Annotated in this window: 16 protein-coding genes; 6 read left to right on the top strand and 10 right to left on the bottom strand. The window is 38.7% G+C overall.

What is annotated here, in order from left to right; translation table 11 throughout:
* Nucleotides 1-29: 29 nt before the first annotated feature.
* Nucleotides 30-686, bottom strand: a complete 657-nt coding sequence (locus ACFSKV_RS12555; RefSeq protein WP_380803207.1) for an alpha/beta hydrolase — start codon at nucleotides 684-686, stop codon at nucleotides 30-32.
* Complete coding sequence (locus tag ACFSKV_RS12560; protein WP_380803209.1) at nucleotides 686-1168, bottom strand: cytidine deaminase; 483 nt, start codon at nucleotides 1166-1168, stop codon at nucleotides 686-688. The genes ACFSKV_RS12555 and ACFSKV_RS12560 overlap by 1 nt, the downstream gene beginning before the upstream one ends.
* Nucleotides 1169-1306: 138 nt before the next feature.
* Here ACFSKV_RS12560 and ACFSKV_RS12565 point away from each other — a divergent pair, with 138 nt between their 5' ends.
* Complete coding sequence (locus tag ACFSKV_RS12565; protein WP_380803212.1) at nucleotides 1307-2641, top strand: saccharopine dehydrogenase family protein; 1335 nt, start codon at nucleotides 1307-1309, stop codon at nucleotides 2639-2641.
* A gap of 7 nt (nucleotides 2642-2648) precedes the next feature.
* On the opposite strand, the gene ACFSKV_RS12570 is transcribed toward ACFSKV_RS12565, so the two are convergent.
* The 8 genes from ACFSKV_RS12570 to aroQ all read right to left on the bottom strand — a co-directional run bounded on the left by ACFSKV_RS12570 (nucleotide 2649) and on the right by aroQ (nucleotide 11076).
* Complete coding sequence (locus ACFSKV_RS12570) at nucleotides 2649-3704, bottom strand: DUF4249 domain-containing protein (protein WP_380803216.1); 1056 nt, start codon at nucleotides 3702-3704, stop codon at nucleotides 2649-2651.
* 5 nt (nucleotides 3705-3709) lie between these two features.
* On the bottom strand, nucleotides 3710-6109 hold the full coding sequence (locus tag ACFSKV_RS12575; RefSeq protein WP_380803219.1) for a TonB-dependent receptor: 2400 nt from the start codon (nucleotides 6107-6109) through the stop codon (nucleotides 3710-3712).
* Nucleotides 6110-6119: 10 nt separating this feature from the next.
* Nucleotides 6120-7586, bottom strand: coding sequence for an IPT/TIG domain-containing protein (locus ACFSKV_RS12580; RefSeq protein WP_380803222.1), 1467 nt, complete (start codon nucleotides 7584-7586; stop codon nucleotides 6120-6122).
* A gap of 93 nt (nucleotides 7587-7679) precedes the next feature.
* Nucleotides 7680-8402, bottom strand: coding sequence for a tRNA1(Val) (adenine(37)-N6)-methyltransferase (locus ACFSKV_RS12585; RefSeq protein ID WP_380803225.1), 723 nt, complete (start codon nucleotides 8400-8402; stop codon nucleotides 7680-7682).
* Between the two features lie 44 nt (nucleotides 8403-8446).
* Nucleotides 8447-8926, bottom strand: a complete 480-nt coding sequence (gene rnhA, locus ACFSKV_RS12590; protein ID WP_380803228.1) for a ribonuclease HI — start codon at nucleotides 8924-8926, stop codon at nucleotides 8447-8449.
* Between the two features lie 82 nt (nucleotides 8927-9008).
* The gene (locus ACFSKV_RS12595) at nucleotides 9009-9593 is read right to left on the bottom strand and encodes a MarC family protein (RefSeq protein WP_380803230.1); all 585 of its coding nucleotides are present in this window, start codon (nucleotides 9591-9593) and stop codon (nucleotides 9009-9011) included.
* A 2-nt stretch (nucleotides 9594-9595) separates the two neighbouring features.
* Nucleotides 9596-10651 carry an aminotransferase class V-fold PLP-dependent enzyme gene (locus tag ACFSKV_RS12600; protein ID WP_380803233.1) on the bottom strand — a complete coding sequence of 352 codons (1056 nt, stop codon included), beginning with the start codon at nucleotides 10649-10651 and terminating at the stop codon, nucleotides 9596-9598.
* Complete coding sequence (gene aroQ, locus ACFSKV_RS12605; protein WP_380803236.1) at nucleotides 10648-11076, bottom strand: type II 3-dehydroquinate dehydratase; 429 nt, start codon at nucleotides 11074-11076, stop codon at nucleotides 10648-10650. Before aroQ ends, ACFSKV_RS12600 begins: the two co-directional genes overlap by 4 nt.
* 218 nt (nucleotides 11077-11294) lie before the next feature.
* Between aroQ and xerD the strand changes: the two genes are divergently transcribed.
* The 5 genes from xerD (at nucleotide 11295) to pyrF (ending at nucleotide 17439) form a co-directional block, all read left to right on the top strand.
* A complete protein-coding gene (xerD, locus tag ACFSKV_RS12610; protein WP_380803238.1) occupies nucleotides 11295-12200 on the top strand; it encodes a site-specific tyrosine recombinase XerD in 906 nt (301 codons plus the stop codon).
* Between the two features lie 81 nt (nucleotides 12201-12281).
* Complete coding sequence (locus ACFSKV_RS12615) at nucleotides 12282-13325, top strand: quinone-dependent dihydroorotate dehydrogenase (RefSeq protein ID WP_380803241.1); 1044 nt, start codon at nucleotides 12282-12284, stop codon at nucleotides 13323-13325.
* Between the two features lie 60 nt (nucleotides 13326-13385).
* The gene (locus tag ACFSKV_RS12620; protein WP_380803244.1) at nucleotides 13386-15857 is read left to right on the top strand and encodes an FtsK/SpoIIIE family DNA translocase; all 2472 of its coding nucleotides are present in this window, start codon (nucleotides 13386-13388) and stop codon (nucleotides 15855-15857) included.
* Nucleotides 15858-15901: 44 nt separating this feature from the next.
* Nucleotides 15902-16555, top strand: coding sequence for an outer membrane lipoprotein periplasmic chaperone LolA1 (lolA1, locus tag ACFSKV_RS12625; protein WP_380803246.1), 654 nt, complete (start codon nucleotides 15902-15904; stop codon nucleotides 16553-16555).
* 62 nt (nucleotides 16556-16617) lie between these two features.
* Nucleotides 16618-17439 (top strand): orotidine-5'-phosphate decarboxylase, encoded by an 822-nt coding sequence (gene pyrF, locus ACFSKV_RS12630; protein ID WP_380803248.1) that lies wholly within the window; start codon nucleotides 16618-16620, stop codon nucleotides 17437-17439.
* Nucleotides 17440-17450: the final 11 nt, after the last annotated feature.

A 17450-nucleotide genomic window follows, 5' to 3' on the forward strand; every position in this document is an offset into this window, starting at 1 on the left:
CTGTTAAAATCAAACAATTTCGATAGGTATCAACCATTAACTTTTTGTCTTTCAATCAAATGGCTCAAAACTCCCAAATCCAGGTCATGGCCGCCCGGATATACGACCCTCTCTACCTTTAAACGCATAGCTTTGATCAGTTCATCTTGTTTGGACATAGACTCTTCTGTAATGAATTCATCCCTATCTCCAGTAGCGATAAAACAATTCGTTTTTTTCAACTTCAAAGAGGCTTTTTCGGGTTCAAGATCATGCGCGAATCCACCTCCCCATAAAATTAAAGTTTCAATTGGAACCTTTAATTGACTGACCCATCTTGTTGCTGTTGCTGCACCCTGAGAGAAGCCCAATACTTTCAATATTGGAAAACTTTTATAATTGCTCAAAAGTAATTCCAAAATAGCGTTCAAATAATTATTGTTATTGCTAATAGCGGATTCCCTTTCATGTTTGGTCATCCAATTGGCACCAACCCTTCCCGAAAAACCCTGCAAATAATGATAATTCGTTGCTTCGGGGGCTACAATCAGTCTTTCCTCAGAGAATAATGGGGAAAGTTTCTTTAAGAAAAATTCCGAAAGCTGGCCATAACCATGTAACACGAACAGCATCTCATTTTCCCTATAAGTAATGTCATGGGAAGCCCTAAAGTGAGCCAAATGCTCATATTTTATATCAAATTTCATCAACTGTTCAGATCATTGAATCTAAAGGGCAACAACTGTTCAATTCCGTTGGCTACAAGCAAATGACCTTCTGGAGAAAGCATCATAACCTCTATAGGAGATTTAAATTTCACTTCATATTCATTGATGGTTTGCCGGCATAGCCCGCATGGGGTTACGGAAGCAATTCTGTCTTCATGTCGTCTCCTTGCAAAAATAGCAATTTTTTTAGGCCTGGAATCCGGGAAATTAGCCATAGCATAACTTAAAGCAGCCCTTTCAGCACAAATCCCTACAGGAAAGGAAACATTTTCCTGATTATTTGCAGCAAATACTTTACCATTATCTAATAGGACTGCTGCTCCTACCAAAAAATCAGAATATGGAGCATGCGCATTTTTTGATATTTTTTGCGCCAATTCAATAAGGTTTCTATCCTCCTCAGACCAGTCCTTAGGAAGATAAACTTCAAGGGTGGATCTAAATTCTATTTTTTTTCTCATGCTAATGCTTAAAGAAGAGTTTAATTAACAAAAAATAAATGTCAAATGTTCTTTTTTTTGAATTTATCAGGAAGAGTTTTTGACCTTGGTACTTTTTTTACAACTTGGCATTGCAAATAAACATTTTTGTAAACCCAAATGCAGACAATCTTAATCATCGGAGCAGGTAAATCTTCCACCTATTTGATAGAATATCTTTTACATCACGCATCTGAGAAAAATAGATTCGTGATTTTGGCAGATGTCAGCAAAGAAATTGCGGAAAAAAAATTGAAGTCACAAAAAAATGCCCTTGCCACAGACATTGACCTGAATGACATCCAATCCAGAAAGAGGTTAATTGAAAAGTCAGACCTGGTGATTTCAATGTTGCCTGCATTTTTACACCCTATTGTGGCCCAAGATTGTCTGGACTTGGGAAAGCATTTTTTTACGGCTTCATATGAATCTGATGCTTTGAGAAAAATGAAAGAGGCCATCGAATCAAAAGGACTGCTCTTTCTCAATGAATGTGGATTGGATCCTGGCGTTGATCATATGTCAGCAAAACAAATCATAGACCGCGAAAAAGCATCAGGAAATGAAATCATTTCCTTCAAGTCCTACACAGGTGGGGTTCTTGCGCCAGAAAGCGAAAATAACCCATGGAAATACAAATTCACCTGGAACCCAAGGAATGTAGTATTGGCTGGTCAAGGGATGTCCCGATATATACAGAATGGTGATCTCAAATATATCCCGTATCATATGTTATTTAAAAGACTGGAAAAAATCTCTTTTCAGGATGTGGGGGAATTTGACGCCTATGCAAACAGGGATTCCTTGATTTATAGAGCGATTTATGGATTGGAAAATATACCAACACTCCTGAGGGGAACTTTGAGAAGGTCTGGGTTTTGCCAAAGCTGGGATGTGTTTGTGCAATTGGGTCTAACAGATGATACGTTTGAAATGGACCTCCCTAAAAAATTTACAAAAAGGGAATTTCTTAATGCTTTTCTTCCCTATCATAGGACAAAAAGTGTAGAGTTGAAACTTCAGGAGCTTCTTCCTTGGGTAAACGAAACAATTATGGAAAAAATCAAATGGCTGGAACTATTTGATAAAAAGGATTTACCAAAGACCAAAGGAAGCCCTGCCTCAATATTACAGGCAATACTGGAAGAAAAATGGAAACTCAATCCTGAGGATAAGGATATGATTGTCATGCAACATCTTTTTGAAGTGAATACTCCAAAAGGACTTAAAAAAATAACTTCTAGCTTGGTCTGTAAAGGTGAGAACCAAGAATTTACAGCAATGGCCAAGACGGTGGGATTGCCCTTGGCCATCGCCGCAGATATGTTTTTAGTGGGAAAAATAAAAGAAAAGGGCTTAAAGTTACCCGTGATGCCAGCAATTTATGAACCGATTTTATCTCTCCTTGAAAATGAAGGGATCATTTTCAAGGAAGTGGTAGAATGGATAAACTAGTTTGTGATCAAGGATTCCATCCTGGAGGAGGTGTCAACGTAGCATCCGGTACTATCTGACAATCATCAGGAATAATTCTCTGAGTAGCTGTAAATTCCAAATCCTCTCTTTTGATGTAGACTGTTTTGTTTGATACTGAAGCGGCAATAAAATATCCCAAAACTACCTCATCAGGATTATCAAGACTAACCATATTTCCCCGGATATTTGCAGGAGGTTGATCAAAAACACTACCAGTAATACTAAGCTGCTGATCCACTAGCTTTAAAAACCTATGTGCCTCTGCAGAAATCCCCATCTGAAGAATATCTGCGCGATAAGTATCCTTAAATCTTAAGCCATTATCTTCAATGAAAGTAATCGGAAGCCTTGTGGAAAGTCCGTTAAAATCCTCATCAGAGGCAATGGCAAAACTCTGCAACCTGCTGTTTTCAACAAGATAACAAGTGGCACAACAATCCTTTGGAGCAGGACCTCTGGGATTGGTAGGATGATCTGGAGGCAAAGTGTACAATTCGGGGTTTGCCACAACCACGTACATTCCAGGGTTAGTTCTCCAATAATAAAAGTTGGTCTGATCACTGGGATCCTTAAAATGGGCTACCAATTGAACCCCTACCCTATCCTCAAGCCGGTTATCCGTGGCAAGACTAAGACTACGGTAAGAAACAGAATCGATTGGGGCAACTGGGTTTATCTTTTCAGGAAATGAGGTATATTCCTTCCCGTCCAACAACCTGATTTGGAGGGTATAAGAAAAACCAGGCTGGGCTGCAAAATCACTTGGAGTAGCATAAACTCCTGGCTCTATTTCCGTAAGAAAGGTAACCAGTCCCTGACTATCCCTCACATTGACAATGGCCTGCCTTACAGGTCTGATCAAGCCTTCAAATACCGACCCATAAGTATCTGATCTGGTAAGTCTGATAAGGTGAGGACCCAATTCATTTGTGATAAAACCCTCCACTGTGAGCAGTTGTTCTCCTTGTTCTGTTTCAATGTTGTAGGGATCGATACAGGAAAGGGTAAATATCAATAGAACAAATATTAATCTTTTTAACATCACAATCAGAATTTTAAAGAATAACTCAAAGTAGGCAATGGAACCCCTAAGATTGCCAATCTATATGCTTGAGGCGGTGAGCCTGCTTGGTCAGCAAAGAAGATAGAAAATGGGTTTTTCCTTCCATAAACATTCATAATGGCAAATGTCCAGTCTCCTTCAAAAAACTTGCCTTTACCTTGGAATTTAAAATTTAAAGAAACGTCCAATCTATGGTAATCAGGTATCCTCTGTAAATTCCTATTCCTAAAATAGGCAAGAGAGTTCCCTGCAAAATCAAACTTTGCTTCAGGGAATGTTACCGGTCTTCCGGTGCTATAAGAAAACGTGGCAGAAAAAGAAGTTAAAGTGCTGATTTTATAATTTCCAATCAAGGTTAAGTCATGAGGCTTATCAAAATTGGCAGGAAACCAGTCCCCATCGTTAATAATTTCCTCTTCAAAAGGAGTAATTACCCTTCTTAAAGCTCTTGAGTAGGTATAACTTGCCCATCCTGTAATTCTTCCCAAGTTTTTCTTTGCATATAATTCAATCCCATATGCCTGACCCTGACCTGGAATTATTTCAGTCTCCAAATCGTTTTGTAACAAAAGTCTTGCTCCGTCTTTATATTCAACTACATTTTGGATGTCCTTGTAATATACTTCCACAGATGTTTCAAAGATATTTCCTTTGAAATTCTTGTAAATACCCAATGAGTATTGATCTACAATCTGAGGCTTAAGAAACTGATCACTCAATTTCCAAACATCAGTAGGTGCAATTGTCGCAGTATTGGATATCAAATGTATAAATTGATACATTTTGTTGTATCCCGCTTTTATGGAAGTCCTGCTGTCCAGTGAATATCTTACGGAAACCCTTGGCCCAAATCCATCATAAGTCTGAATTACTTCCCCGTCTTCATAAGTACGTTCTCCGATTACATTCCCTGAATTGATGGGGAGGTTCTCTGCATATTCCTTCACAGTCCTTGGACCCAGGTATTGGTAAAAATCATATCTTGCCCCATAGGAAAAACCAAACTTTTCCCCAAGTTCAAATTCATGTTGCAAATAAACCCCACTTTCTCTTCCATACTCATTTTGGACTTTCTGGGGTAAAACACCAGATTCTGAATTTCCATCGGGAATCAATTCCCCAGGTTGAATAGTGAGTTGTTTGGTGTCCCCTCCTACACTGATTCTATTATTTGCTCCTAAATTATAAGTGAAATTCACCCGAAGCCCTGTATCAGTAATTCCCGATTTAAGATCAAAATTATTGATTCCGGATTGGTTGAAGATGGTAAAGTCATATAAGGTTTGGAATCCAATCACATCCAAATTGGCTTTTTCACCAAACCTTCCTGAATAACGAATGGACTGGCTTTGGTTTGTCCATGAAATGGTAGTATCTGATGCTAAAGCAAAATCATCGTAACTTCGGTAAAAGCTATAGGTCAAATTATGATTTTCATTGATTTCTCCATATAAAATCGCATTTATATCATTGAAATTTGCCTGACTTGTCCTTAGATCGGGGTTTTTCAATGAGTTCAGTAGCCAGTTAATATAGGATCCCCTGAAACTTACCTGGGCTGATAGCACATCTTTAACAATTGGCCCATTGACCGATGCTTTACCTGAAACTGTACCTACCATAAAATCCCCTCCCCATCTCGTCAAACTCCCAGACTTAGGTCCAATATCCAAAATGGAAGAGCCCCTTCCCCCATACCGTGTAGGGATGATCGCCTTGTATAAAGTAAAGTCATTGACCACGTCGGGATTGAAGGCAGTAAACAAACCGAATAAATGTGATGGGTTATATACAGGAGCTCCTGCAAACATAATCAGGTTTTGATCAGCGCCTCCTCCTCTTACATTTAGTCCCGAAGAGGCTTCTCCCACTTGGCTTACTCCAGGAAGAGTTGCCACAGATCTAATGATATCAACTTCCCCTAAAAAAGGCGGCAATTCCTTCAGGGTATTCATACTTATACTAATCGCTCCCATATCAGTACTCCTGATATTTTGCTCAGGGTCTCTGCCAAAAATTACCACGTCATCCAGAGTAAAATCCTCCTGGATCATGGTGAGATTTATTCTACCTTCTCCTACAGCAACAATGGGATAGATAATTGTCTCGTATCCAACATACCTGAACTCCAAAGTATATTCTGCCCTGTCTAACACCAAATTGAACATTCCATTGGAATTGGTAATTTCTGTTTTATCGATTTCCTTAACAGTTACAGTCGCTCCCACAAGGGCCTCACCTGTAATTTGGTCAGTTAACCTACCGCCGATTTTTAAGTTTTTCAATTCACCAATATCCCTTCCCACCACGTTCCTTTGCTGGGCCAAAATCCACCCGTTAAAAAAGAAAACAAAGAAGGTTAAAAGAATTATTATCTTTTTCATAGATCTTTTTTTAAAAACCATTTGGGTCAAAAACCCAAAATTCAGAAGGTACGCCCAGAATCTGAACTTCTGCGCTTCTTAACATGTAAATCAATCCTCCATGTACATAAACCCCTGAATTTCTGGTAACTGTTGAGCCAGTAAATTTATTTTTCTCTGCCCAGTTCAAATTTGTCATATTAAGCTCCCACATTTGATCTGACCTATTGCCGAGACCAAGATATGCTCTATTACCAATTACTACCCCGACACCTGTTCCGTTTCCAAGATCGCCAGGGAATTTTGAAACGGCCTCCCAAGAATCTGTCCCAGGATCAAATGCTAACAGGTCTTTGGTCAGGGGATCGATAAAATATTGTTTCCCACCATAAGTGAAATTAAGAACGGTCTCATCGATTTCTATCGGTGCATCTCTCATTTTTCTCCAAATATTGGTCTGGGCATTGTACTCAAAGACCTCCTTGGGAGACTCAATAGTACGCCCTCCCAATACGTAAAGATTTCCGCCAATTTCAAAACCAACTGTCCTTAATTTGAAAAAGGGCAAATTGTTCAATGCCAGAAACTGACCGTTTTTTAATTGATAAAAATCTCCTACCAGACCATCAAATATTGGGGACAAAGAACCTCCACCGTAATAGGTCTTACTGGAAAAAGCCCTCCACAAGGCTCTGCTGGGTAATGGGATTTCCTGCCAGTTATTATCCCCTACTTGATATTTCCACATGGTATTATTAACAGCTTGTCCCCTATCTGTACCCATTCCTACATAGAAAACATCGTTTTCCTGTAAAGAAATGCCATCGAAAATTCTTATAGCAGATGGAAAATCTGCCAGTTTGGTATACTTACCGGTTGTGTACTCAAAAGGCGTTTCAAAACTTATTTCTCTTTCTTGATTGACCACCTTAATATTGACCACTGGCAGACCGGAAATAGGAGGGACTCTGACCTGAAGGGTGGACTCAAAACTTATATCTACAACAGTTCCTTTACCACTTCCAAAAAAAACCTCTGTATCGGAAGTCAGATTTTTACCTGATATTGTAACTATTGTTCCTTCAGGACCATTATTGGGAGAAAAACTGAATATTGCAGGTATCAGGGTTTCCACTTCGGCTACATTCCCAAAAATGATTTCATCCTGAATTGTAACAAACGCCTTTACAAAATATCTCTTATCAATGGTCAAAGAAGAAATTTCTCCGATAAAACGGCCTGGATTTGCCCTTTCCCCCAAGGAAATTATTACAGGTTGAGAGAATGACTCATTCTCTGAAATATAAAACCCGTGATCTGAAGCATTTATGGTTTGGGTGGTAATTATCCTGCCGGAAACCCTTAATCTTTCTCCGCTGACATACAACACATCTTCCGTAATAATAGAGGGAGCAACATCTATTTTCTCTTCGCATGATGAAAAAACACCAAAAAGCAGAAAGCAGGTTGAAATAACACCAATAATCCTCTTAATCATCAAATTAATACTTTAAGCGAGGGCTAAAAATACAGCAATATTAGATTTAAAAAAATATACTTTAATTAAGTCTAGTAAAGTTTAATGAACTTTTTAAAAAATCAACAGGAAATCTTTCAATAAATCAGCGTATGTAGCAGAATATTTATTTTGACTATCCTTGATAAATAGTTCATTCGAAAAAGGTTCTTTCCCGGCGAAGCTGAAAGACCTCACAACCCTGAGAATAGGTTTTATAGGATTATCCCTTACAATAAGTATATGATTAGGAATTAAACCAACTTTCATGGCCTCCAATTCAAGGCTTTTCATTTGATTAAATGGCAAAATCACCCAAAAATCTCCCTCTTTACTCAAAAGCTTAGACGTCCCCTCAACCAAATCGGAAAATGTCAAACTATCATTATGTAAGGCAAGGTTCCTCTGTTGATTATTGGATTTTAAATGATCCGGATAATATGGTGGGTTACTGATAATAAAATCAAATTTTTGATTTTCATTTTGATAAAAATCCTGAAAACTTTGATTTTTAAAGATTATTCTATTTCCCCATGGGCTTTTATCTGCATTAAAAGAAGCTTGTACCCATGCATCATAATCAATTTCCAATCCTGTGACTTGAGCTTGGGGAAACCTTTGCGCCAACATAAGTGAAACCACTCCTGTACCTGTTCCTATTTCCAATATATTGTTAGGGTTCCCTAAACCTGAATATGCCCCCAAAATAACCCCATCTGTACTGACTTTCATGGCGCACCTATCCTGATGCACTCCAAACTGTTTAAATTGAAAATAGGCTTTAGAGGACTTCGACATAGAATTTCAGTTAAAGACTTACTCTAGATGAAAAAATCGAGTCATCATGAATCAAAATCCATCTCAGAATCCGGTCCGGAATTTTCATAACCAACATCAGGAGGTAAATTGGGGCTTTCTGCAGCAGCCACTGCCAATTGGTCACACCTTTCATTTTCCGTATTTCCCGCATGTCCTTTGACCCAAACAAATCTGGGCTTGTACCGGACGTGAAGAGGGATATATAGACGCCAAAGGTCTGGGTTTTTCTTATTTTTAAATCCCTTCTTTTGCCACCCCCATAGCCATCCTTTTTCAATGGCATCAACCACATATTTGCTGTCAGAATAAATAGTTACAGGTATATCCCTTACTTTGATTTCCTGTAGGCCACGGATGACAGCAAGCAATTCCATTCTGTTGTTGGTAGTAAGACGAAAACCTTCAGAGAGTTCTTTCCTATGATGCTTGTATTTCAACACAACTCCATAGCCCCCGGGTCCTGGGTTGCCTTTGGCGGCTCCATCTGTATAAATTGTAATCATCTAACAAATTAAACTCAAGTTTTAGCAATGGAACAATCCATTCCCACAAGATTTAAATACACCCTTAAATTTTAAATTGAACTTATCCCATTTCACCTGTATAAAGGGCTCCCTTGAAAATTTTGATGGCGATGGAGAGCAAAATAATGCCAAAAATCCTCCTCAGCACATCAAGTCCTGTTTTACCCAATTTTCTTTCCAACCAATTGGTGCTCTTCAATACTAAATAGACAACACCCAAATTGATTATTATTCCAATAGCAATGTTGAGTTGGCTATATTCAGCCTTTAAGGTCAATATGGTGGTAAGAGTCCCTGCCCCAGCGATCATGGGAAAGGCAATGGGAACTATGGAAGTGCTTGTGGTAGAAGCTTCAGGATCAGGTTTAAACAACTCAATGCCCAAAATCATTTCTGCGCCCAAGGCAAAAATTATCAATGCCCCTGCAATTGCAAAGTCCTCAACCCCAATGCCGAACAAAGACAGAATTGACTTCCCTATCAGCAGAAATAGCAACATGAGGATGCCTGCAGCAATTGTGGCTTTGCCTGACTGAACATGACCTACTTTTTTTCTCAGGTTGATGATCAATGGAATCGAACCCAAAATATCAATTACTGAAAACAGGATAAGGGTAACAGAAAATATTTCTTTTAAATTAAACATGATCAATATTGTTTCAGAAATCCGATCAACTTTTCAAATTCCACGTCATTGATCGCAGGAAAATTAGCAATTCTAAAGCTTGTAGGTTTTAAAGGACCATAACCACTACCCATTTGCATCCCATTTTTTTCTGCCTCTCTTTTAATTTCACTGATAAACTCTTCCTTTCCAGAAATGGCCAATACCGTACTACTTCTTGCCTCAGGGTTTTGTATCAGCATTCTGAGTTTGGAAGTATGCGCAATGGTATCCTCTAATGTTCTCATTCTTGATCTGGTCTTGCTGTCTATATGCTGGATTTCAGGAATATCCTGTAAAACCCTATATAAAAGATAGATTCCAAAAACATTGGGCGTATAATGTGTTTGGTAGTTTTCGGCATTTTCAAGCATGAAACTCAAACTATTGTATCTACCTCTTTCTCCCTTTTCTTTGACTTTTGAAATGGCCTTAGGAGAAAGCAACAGGATACCCAGACCTGCCGGCAATCCAAAACATTTTTGGACCGATGCATACCAAATATCTGCGATTTCAAAATCAAGCTCAATCCCTGCCATAGATGAAGTGGTATCGACTGCAATCATTTTTTCAGGATATTTATTGGCTATATCCGCGATCAATTGGTTGCTGACCTGGGTAGCATTGGAAGTTTCATTTTGGGTAACGGCAATCACATCAAATTCATCTCCTATAGCCAGGGATTCCACCTGAATTGTTTCATCCGGTTCAATTTTATGGGCGATTGACTTTGGTTCAATATATCGTGCATAATCAAACCATTTTTTACCGAAAGAACCTGAGAAAATATGGAAACTGGCAGATTGAACCAGAGACTGGGTGATAATTTCCCAGTTTTCAGTAGCAGAAGAAGTAAAAAGCAATTTATATCCTTCAGGCACATGCAACTTTTCTTTCATCAAGGTTTCTGTCTCTTGGTAAAGAGACATAAAAGCAGCAGAGCGGTGATTCGCACTTAAAATTCCTTTTTGGTAGGCTTCCTGCATATATTTTGGAAGACTATCGTAGACTTTTGAGGGGCCTGGGGCGAATGTGATCATGATTTTTGAGTCTTTATAAAATATTCGATTCCAAGTTCATAGCCGATCAAACCCAAACCTGAAATCATACCAATACATTCTTTAGTGATTATACTCTTATGTCTGAATTCTTCCCTTTTATAGATGTTGGAAATGTGGACCTCCAAAACCGGGGTTTTAACACTTGCTATGGCATCTGAAAGGGCCACTGAGGTATGGGTATATCCCCCTGCATTGAGTAATATAGCATCAAAACTAAATCCTACTTCATGGATTTTATCAATTAGATTACCTTCAATATTGCTTTGGTAATAATGAAGATCAATTTCAGGAAACTTCTCCTTTAAGCTTTCAAAATAAGCTTCAAAGGTCACACTGCCATAAATTTCGGGTTCTCTCTTTCCTAGCAAATTCAGATTCGGCCCATTAATTATTAAGATTTTCAAAATTTTTAAAAGAATTAGTGGTTGTATTTTTACTTGCCCAAAGTTATTTCATTATTAAGAGATTACACAGATTTCTCCATATTAAACTTTTTACAATCAGGAAGCCGGCTTCAAAAAATTCCAAGAAGCCTTTTCAGGTGCACCTTTTCTTTTCGGAATTTTTATTTGCCTAAATTTCTACCTTAATTCAAAACTCAAATAAACCGACCAAAAATTTCATGGCTGCCAATTGGGAATCCAGTCTTCGTCAATTCCAACATTACCTTAAAATTGAAAGGTCTTTGAGCAAAAACTCCATTTTAGCCTATTTACAGGACATGGAAAAGTTGAGCAGGTTTATGGAAAGCCAATTTCCAGAGGTAAAGCCCTCAGAGGTAAAACTGGAACATCTTAGGTATTTTATCAACGGATTGGGGGAACTGGAAATATCTGAATATACCCAGGCAAGAATCATTTCCGGAATTAAGGCATTCTATCGTTTTTTGATGTATGAAGACCAGATCAAAGAAGACCCCGCGCAGCTTTTGGAAGCTCCTAAATTGGGAAGGAAATTACCTGACACTTTAAATTACCAGGAAATTGTTCAAATCCTGGAGGGAATACCACTAGGAGAACCTGAAGGACATAGAAACAGAGCCATGCTCGAAATCCTCTACAGCTCCGGACTACGGGTTTCTGAACTTACGGATTTAAAATTATCCAATGTGTATGCGGATATTGGTTTCTTGAGGGTAATTGGAAAGGGGAATAAAGAAAGATTGGTTCCCATTGGAAAAGATGCTTTAAAATACCTGAAATTGTACGTAGAAGAAGTAAGGAATCAAATGACTCCTGCCAAGGGGCATGAACAGTTTGTTTTCTTAAACCGAAGGGGTAAAAAACTGAGCAGGGTAATGGTATTTCTGATCATCAAAAAACAAGTTGAACTGGTCGGGCTCAAAAAAAATGTAAGTCCCCATACCTTCCGCCATAGTTTTGCTACCCACTTAATAGAAGGCGGGGCTGATCTCAGGGCAGTGCAGGAAATGCTTGGACATGAGAGTATCACTACTACGGAGATTTATACCCATTTGGACAGGGATTACCTGAGACAAGTATTGAACGAGTTTCATCCCAGAAAATGATCTTTTTATAAATCATGAAATATTCCCCACAGAGTTTTAAGATTTCCTTTAATTTTACGGTCAAAATCAATAATCCCAAAAGTGTATAAGGCAATCATCAAACCTCTACTTTTCAGGAAAAACGCAGAAGATGCTCACCACTTCACTTTTTCTTGGATCAAAAAAATTTTCAACCTTCCCCTATTAAAACCTATCATCAATGGTTTTTTTTCCTATGAAAATCCTGTTTTGGAAAGAGAGGTTTTTGGGTTGAAATTTAAAAATCCTGTCGGTCTGGCTGCCGGATTTGATAAAGATGCAAAATTAATTGATGAAATGGCGATGTTGGGATTTGGTTTTATTGAAATAGGAACCTTGACCCCTAGGCCCCAAGAGGGTAATCCATTGCCCAGACTATTCAGGTTACCCAAGGACCAGTCCTTAATTAACAGGATGGGTTTCAACAACGGTGGGGTAGATGAAGCTGTTTTCAGACTTAAAAAAAGAAAAACCTCCATTATCATTGGAGGGAACATAGGAAAAAACAAAAGTACACCAAATGACCATGCTGTGGATGATTACCTCTATTGCCTGGAAACATTACACCCTTATGTGGATTACTTTGTGGTGAATGTAAGTTCTCCCAATACCCCCAATTTAAGAGATCTTCAGGAAAAAGAGCCCTTAAAAAACCTCTTGACGGAGGTTAAAAAAGCAAACGACAAAAAGAAAAAGCCTAAACCTATCCTCCTAAAAATTGCACCGGATCTTACGGTGGGACAATTGGATGACATCATTGAAATTGTGATGGAGACCAAGATTGATGGCGTCATTGCTACCAATACCACAATAGATAGAAGCAACCTGAAAACAGCAGAAGAAGAAGTTAAAGCCATAGGTGCCGGTGGGGTCAGTGGCAGGATTCTTGCGAAAAGAAGTACAGAGGTCATCCGGTATTTGGCCAGCCAATCCAATCACGCTTTCCCAATTATTGGCGTAGGCGGGATTTTCAATGCGAAGGATGCTATAAATAAACTGGAAGCTGGTGCTTCTCTTGTACAGGTTTACTCTGGAATGATTTACGAAGGCCCGGGGATGGTCAAATCGATAAAAAAAGGTTTGGCCGAATATTTGGGCAAGCAATAAAAAGATATCTTTAAAATTCATTTATATTCAATCCCATAAAGAGATTGACTGCAAAGTACAATGGCTTCAGAAACACCCCGATCAAATACTTTTAGGAAAAAGAACGAACCCAAATCCAAGCAAAAAACAAGTGGAAAAAGTAATTTCTCTTTGTCTTTTGTAAAAGACAAAAGGTTACCGCTGACCCTAGGAATCATTCTTATTTCTTTGTCCATCTTTATGGTATTTGCCTTCATCAGTTATTTATTTGAAGGTAAAGCTGACCAAGATCTGGTGGTTTCCCAAATTGATCAGGATATTAGATCCACTGCTGAAGAAACAAGGAACTGGTTGGGTTTGTTAGGGGCACAATTATCCCATGTTTTTATCCATAAATGGTTTGGAATAGCTGCTTTTCTCTTTCCTCCATTTGTTTTTTTGATAGGTTTCAAACTTGCCTTTAAAAAATCCCTATTTTCTCTTTCCAGATATGCAGTATTTGCCCTTTTTTTTACATTCTGGCTTTGTCTGCTTACGGGATACCTTGTCCAAAAAACATCAGGTTATCATTTGATCGGTGACCTGAGTGGTGGTTTTGGTATTGAATTGGGTATCCTGGCCGATAATTTTTTAGGCTGGGGTACATTCCTGATTATCGGGGGTTCGTTGCTGATCTTTGTGATATATTATTTGAATATTGACCAGTTTAATTGGTTCTTAAGTTCAGATAAAAACGCTTCTCTGGAGCAGGATTCAGAAAAACCATTGACCTCTTCACCTTTCAATATGGATAATCTCGATGAGGATGGAGAATTTGATGACGAAATTGAAGAGGAAGAAGATATTGAGGATGATGGGAACACTTGGACACTGAAAACAGATGAAAAAACTCCAAAGCAGGGAATTTCTTCTCCTGTATTTAATATTGAAGGAGAATCTACCATTCAAGAAGACTCTCCAAATGAACCATCTGTCCTTGAAGAGAAGAAATTCTCTGTTGTCAAAGCAGATGGAGAGGAGAAAACGGCAGAAGAAGTAGAAAACCTTGATCCTTATGATCCCAAATTGGACTTGCCTCATTACCAATATCCAACCCTTGACCTGCTGAACAACTATGATTTCCAAAAAGTAACTGTATCCAGGCAGGAGCTTGAAGAAAATAAAAATAAGATTGTTGAGACCCTGGTCAATTTTAAAATAGGAATCCAGGAAATCAAAGCGACAATTGGTCCGACAGTTACTTTATATGAAATTGTTCCTGATCCGGGAGTCAAAATTTCCAAAATTAAAAATTTGGAAGATGATATTGCCCTGAGTTTGGCCGCATTGGGCATCCGGATAATCGCCCCAATGCCAGGAAAGGGAACTATTGGTATTGAGGTGCCAAATAAAAACAGGGAGTTAGTTCCTGCCAGATCGGTAATTGGCACCGAAAAATTCCTGAAAAGCGACAAAGATCTTCCGGTAGCTTTAGGGAAAACCATTTCCAATGAGGTATTTGTCATTGATTTGGCCAAAATGCCCCACTTACTGATGGCAGGTGCCACTGGTCAGGGTAAATCAGTTGGGCTGAATATGATACTTGCATCTTTGGTCTACAAAAAACATCCATCACAACTAAAATTTGTATTGGTAGATCCAAAAAAGGTGGAATTGACGCTCTTTAATAAAATTGAAAGACATTTTCTGGCCAAACTTCCCGGTTCAGAAGAAGCAATTATCACAGACACAAAAAAGGTAATCTACACGCTCAACTCTCTTTGTATAGAAATGGATAACCGTTACAACCTTTTGAAAGAAGCTGGTTGTAGGAATCTAAAAGAATACAATGCCAAATTCATTGCCAGAAAACTCAATCCTGAAAAAGGTCACCGTTTTATGCCTTACATCGTTTTGGTAATTGATGAATTGGCTGACCTGATGATGACAGCTGGGAAAGAAATTGAGGGGCCAATAGCAAGGTTGGCCCAATTGGCAAGGGCAATTGGAATCCATTTGGTTGTAGCCACCCAAAGACCATCCGTCAATGTTATTACCGGTATCATAAAAGCCAATTTCCCGGCGCGTTTATCTTTCCGCGTGACTTCAAAAATAGATAGCCGTACCATTCTTGATTCCGGAGGAGCTGATCAATTGATAGGCATGGGGGATATGTTATTATCTCATGGTTCGGATGTGACCCGTTTACAATGTGCTTTCTTGGATACCCCAGAGGTTGATGCCATATGTGATTGGATTGGGGAGCAAAAAGGTTATCCGGATGCTTACCTTCTTCCTGAGTTTGAAGGTGAGGATGGGGATAACGGGGTGGCGGACATTGATCTTGCCGACAGAGATCCATTATTTGATGAAGCGGCCAAGCTTATTGTCCTTCACCAGCAGGGAAGTACCTCTTTGATTCAAAGAAAATTAAAATTGGGTTATAACCGTGCAGGTAGGATTGTAGATCAATTGGAGGCAGCAGGAATAGTCGGTCCTTTTGAGGGTAGCAAAGCAAGAGAAGTTTTAATTCAGGATGAAGCGAGTTTGGAACGGTTATTGAACAACCTCTAAATTACCCAAATAAGCTTCCTGACAAGGAAAATTCAATAAGTATCATGTTTAAAAAATTATTAATCACCTGTTTTCTTTTTAGTGCTGTTGCCCATTTTTCTTTTGCCCAAAAAGATCCAAAAGCAAAAGAGATTCTCGATGGGGTAAGCCAAAAATACAAGACATTAAAAGGGCTGAGAGCAAGTTTTGATTTCTCTTATGAAGATTTGGTGGATGGAAGAAGCCAATCCCAAACTGGGGAAATTGCCATTAAGGGTGATAAATACCATTTGAAACTTCCTGAACAGGAAATTTTCAATAATGGAAAAACAGTCTGGACTTATATTGAATCCGGAAACTACAAAGAAGTAACCATCAATAATGCCAGTGAGATGGAAGACGAGCTGACACCTTCATCTGTGTATACCATCTACCAAAAAGGATATAATTACCGATTAATGGGAGAAAAAACTGAAAATAAGGTCGTCATTCAGGAGATTGAATTACTGGCTGTCAATCAAGGGGCCCCTTTCAAAAAAGTATTGCTTCGCGTGGACAAAGTCAACAAGGACCTAATTGGTTGGGAAATATTTGATGATCAGGGCGGAATATTTAAGTACCGGTTTAAATCCATTAACACCAACGCAGATATCCAAGATGATTACTTCACTTTCAATCCTCAAAAATACGGGAAGATAGAAATTATTGATCTTCGTTGAATTTAAATCCTGCATCACATGCAGGATTATTTTTTATCCCTATTTTTGAAAAAAATCCAGCAATGAACCGTCAGGAGTTATTCGGCCAAATTTTAAAAAAGAAATCATTTTTATGTGTGGGTCTGGATACCGACCCTGGAAAAATCCCTTCTCATTTATTAAAAGGAAAAGATCCCATATTTGAATTCAACAGACAAATCATTGAGGCAACCGCTGAATTTGCAGTAGCTTATAAGCCCAATATTGCGTTTTATGAGGCCTTAGGGCCTAAAGGTTGGGAAAGTCTTCAAAAAACCTTGGATTACATACCTAAAGATATTTTTTCAATTGCTGATGCCAAAAGAGGTGATATTGGCAATACTTCTTCTCTTTATGCCAAAGCTTTTTTTGAAACTATGGATTTTGACTCCATTACTGTAGCCCCATACATGGGTGTGGACAGTGTAAAACCCTTTCTGGAATTTGAAGGGAAATGGGTGATATTATTGGCCCTGACATCAAATGAAGGAAGCATGGATTTTCAGATGGAACTTTCTAAAGAAGGAAAACCTTTATTTCAGGAAGTTTTGGAAAAAAGCAGTAAATGGGGCAGTCCTGAAAATTTAATGTATGTTGTTGGTGCGACAAGAGGGGAGAAAATTGCTGAAGTCAGGAGAATTGTACCTGACCATTTCTTCTTAGTTCCAGGAGTTGGAGCTCAAGGTGGAAGCCTGGAGGATGTGGCAAAGTACGGGATGAATGCCCAATGTGGACTGCTTGTGAATTCCTCAAGAGGAATTATTTATGCAGGAGGTGGAATCAACTTTGCGGATTCAGCTAAACAAGAAGCTTCCAAAATACAGTTGGAAATGGAGGTATTATTGGAGAAGTACCTACACAAATAAAAAGATTTTTT

It is taken from the genome of Shivajiella indica (genome assembly GCF_042683085.1).
GTDB classification, from domain to species: domain Bacteria; phylum Bacteroidota; class Bacteroidia; order Cytophagales; family Cyclobacteriaceae; genus Shivajiella; species Shivajiella indica.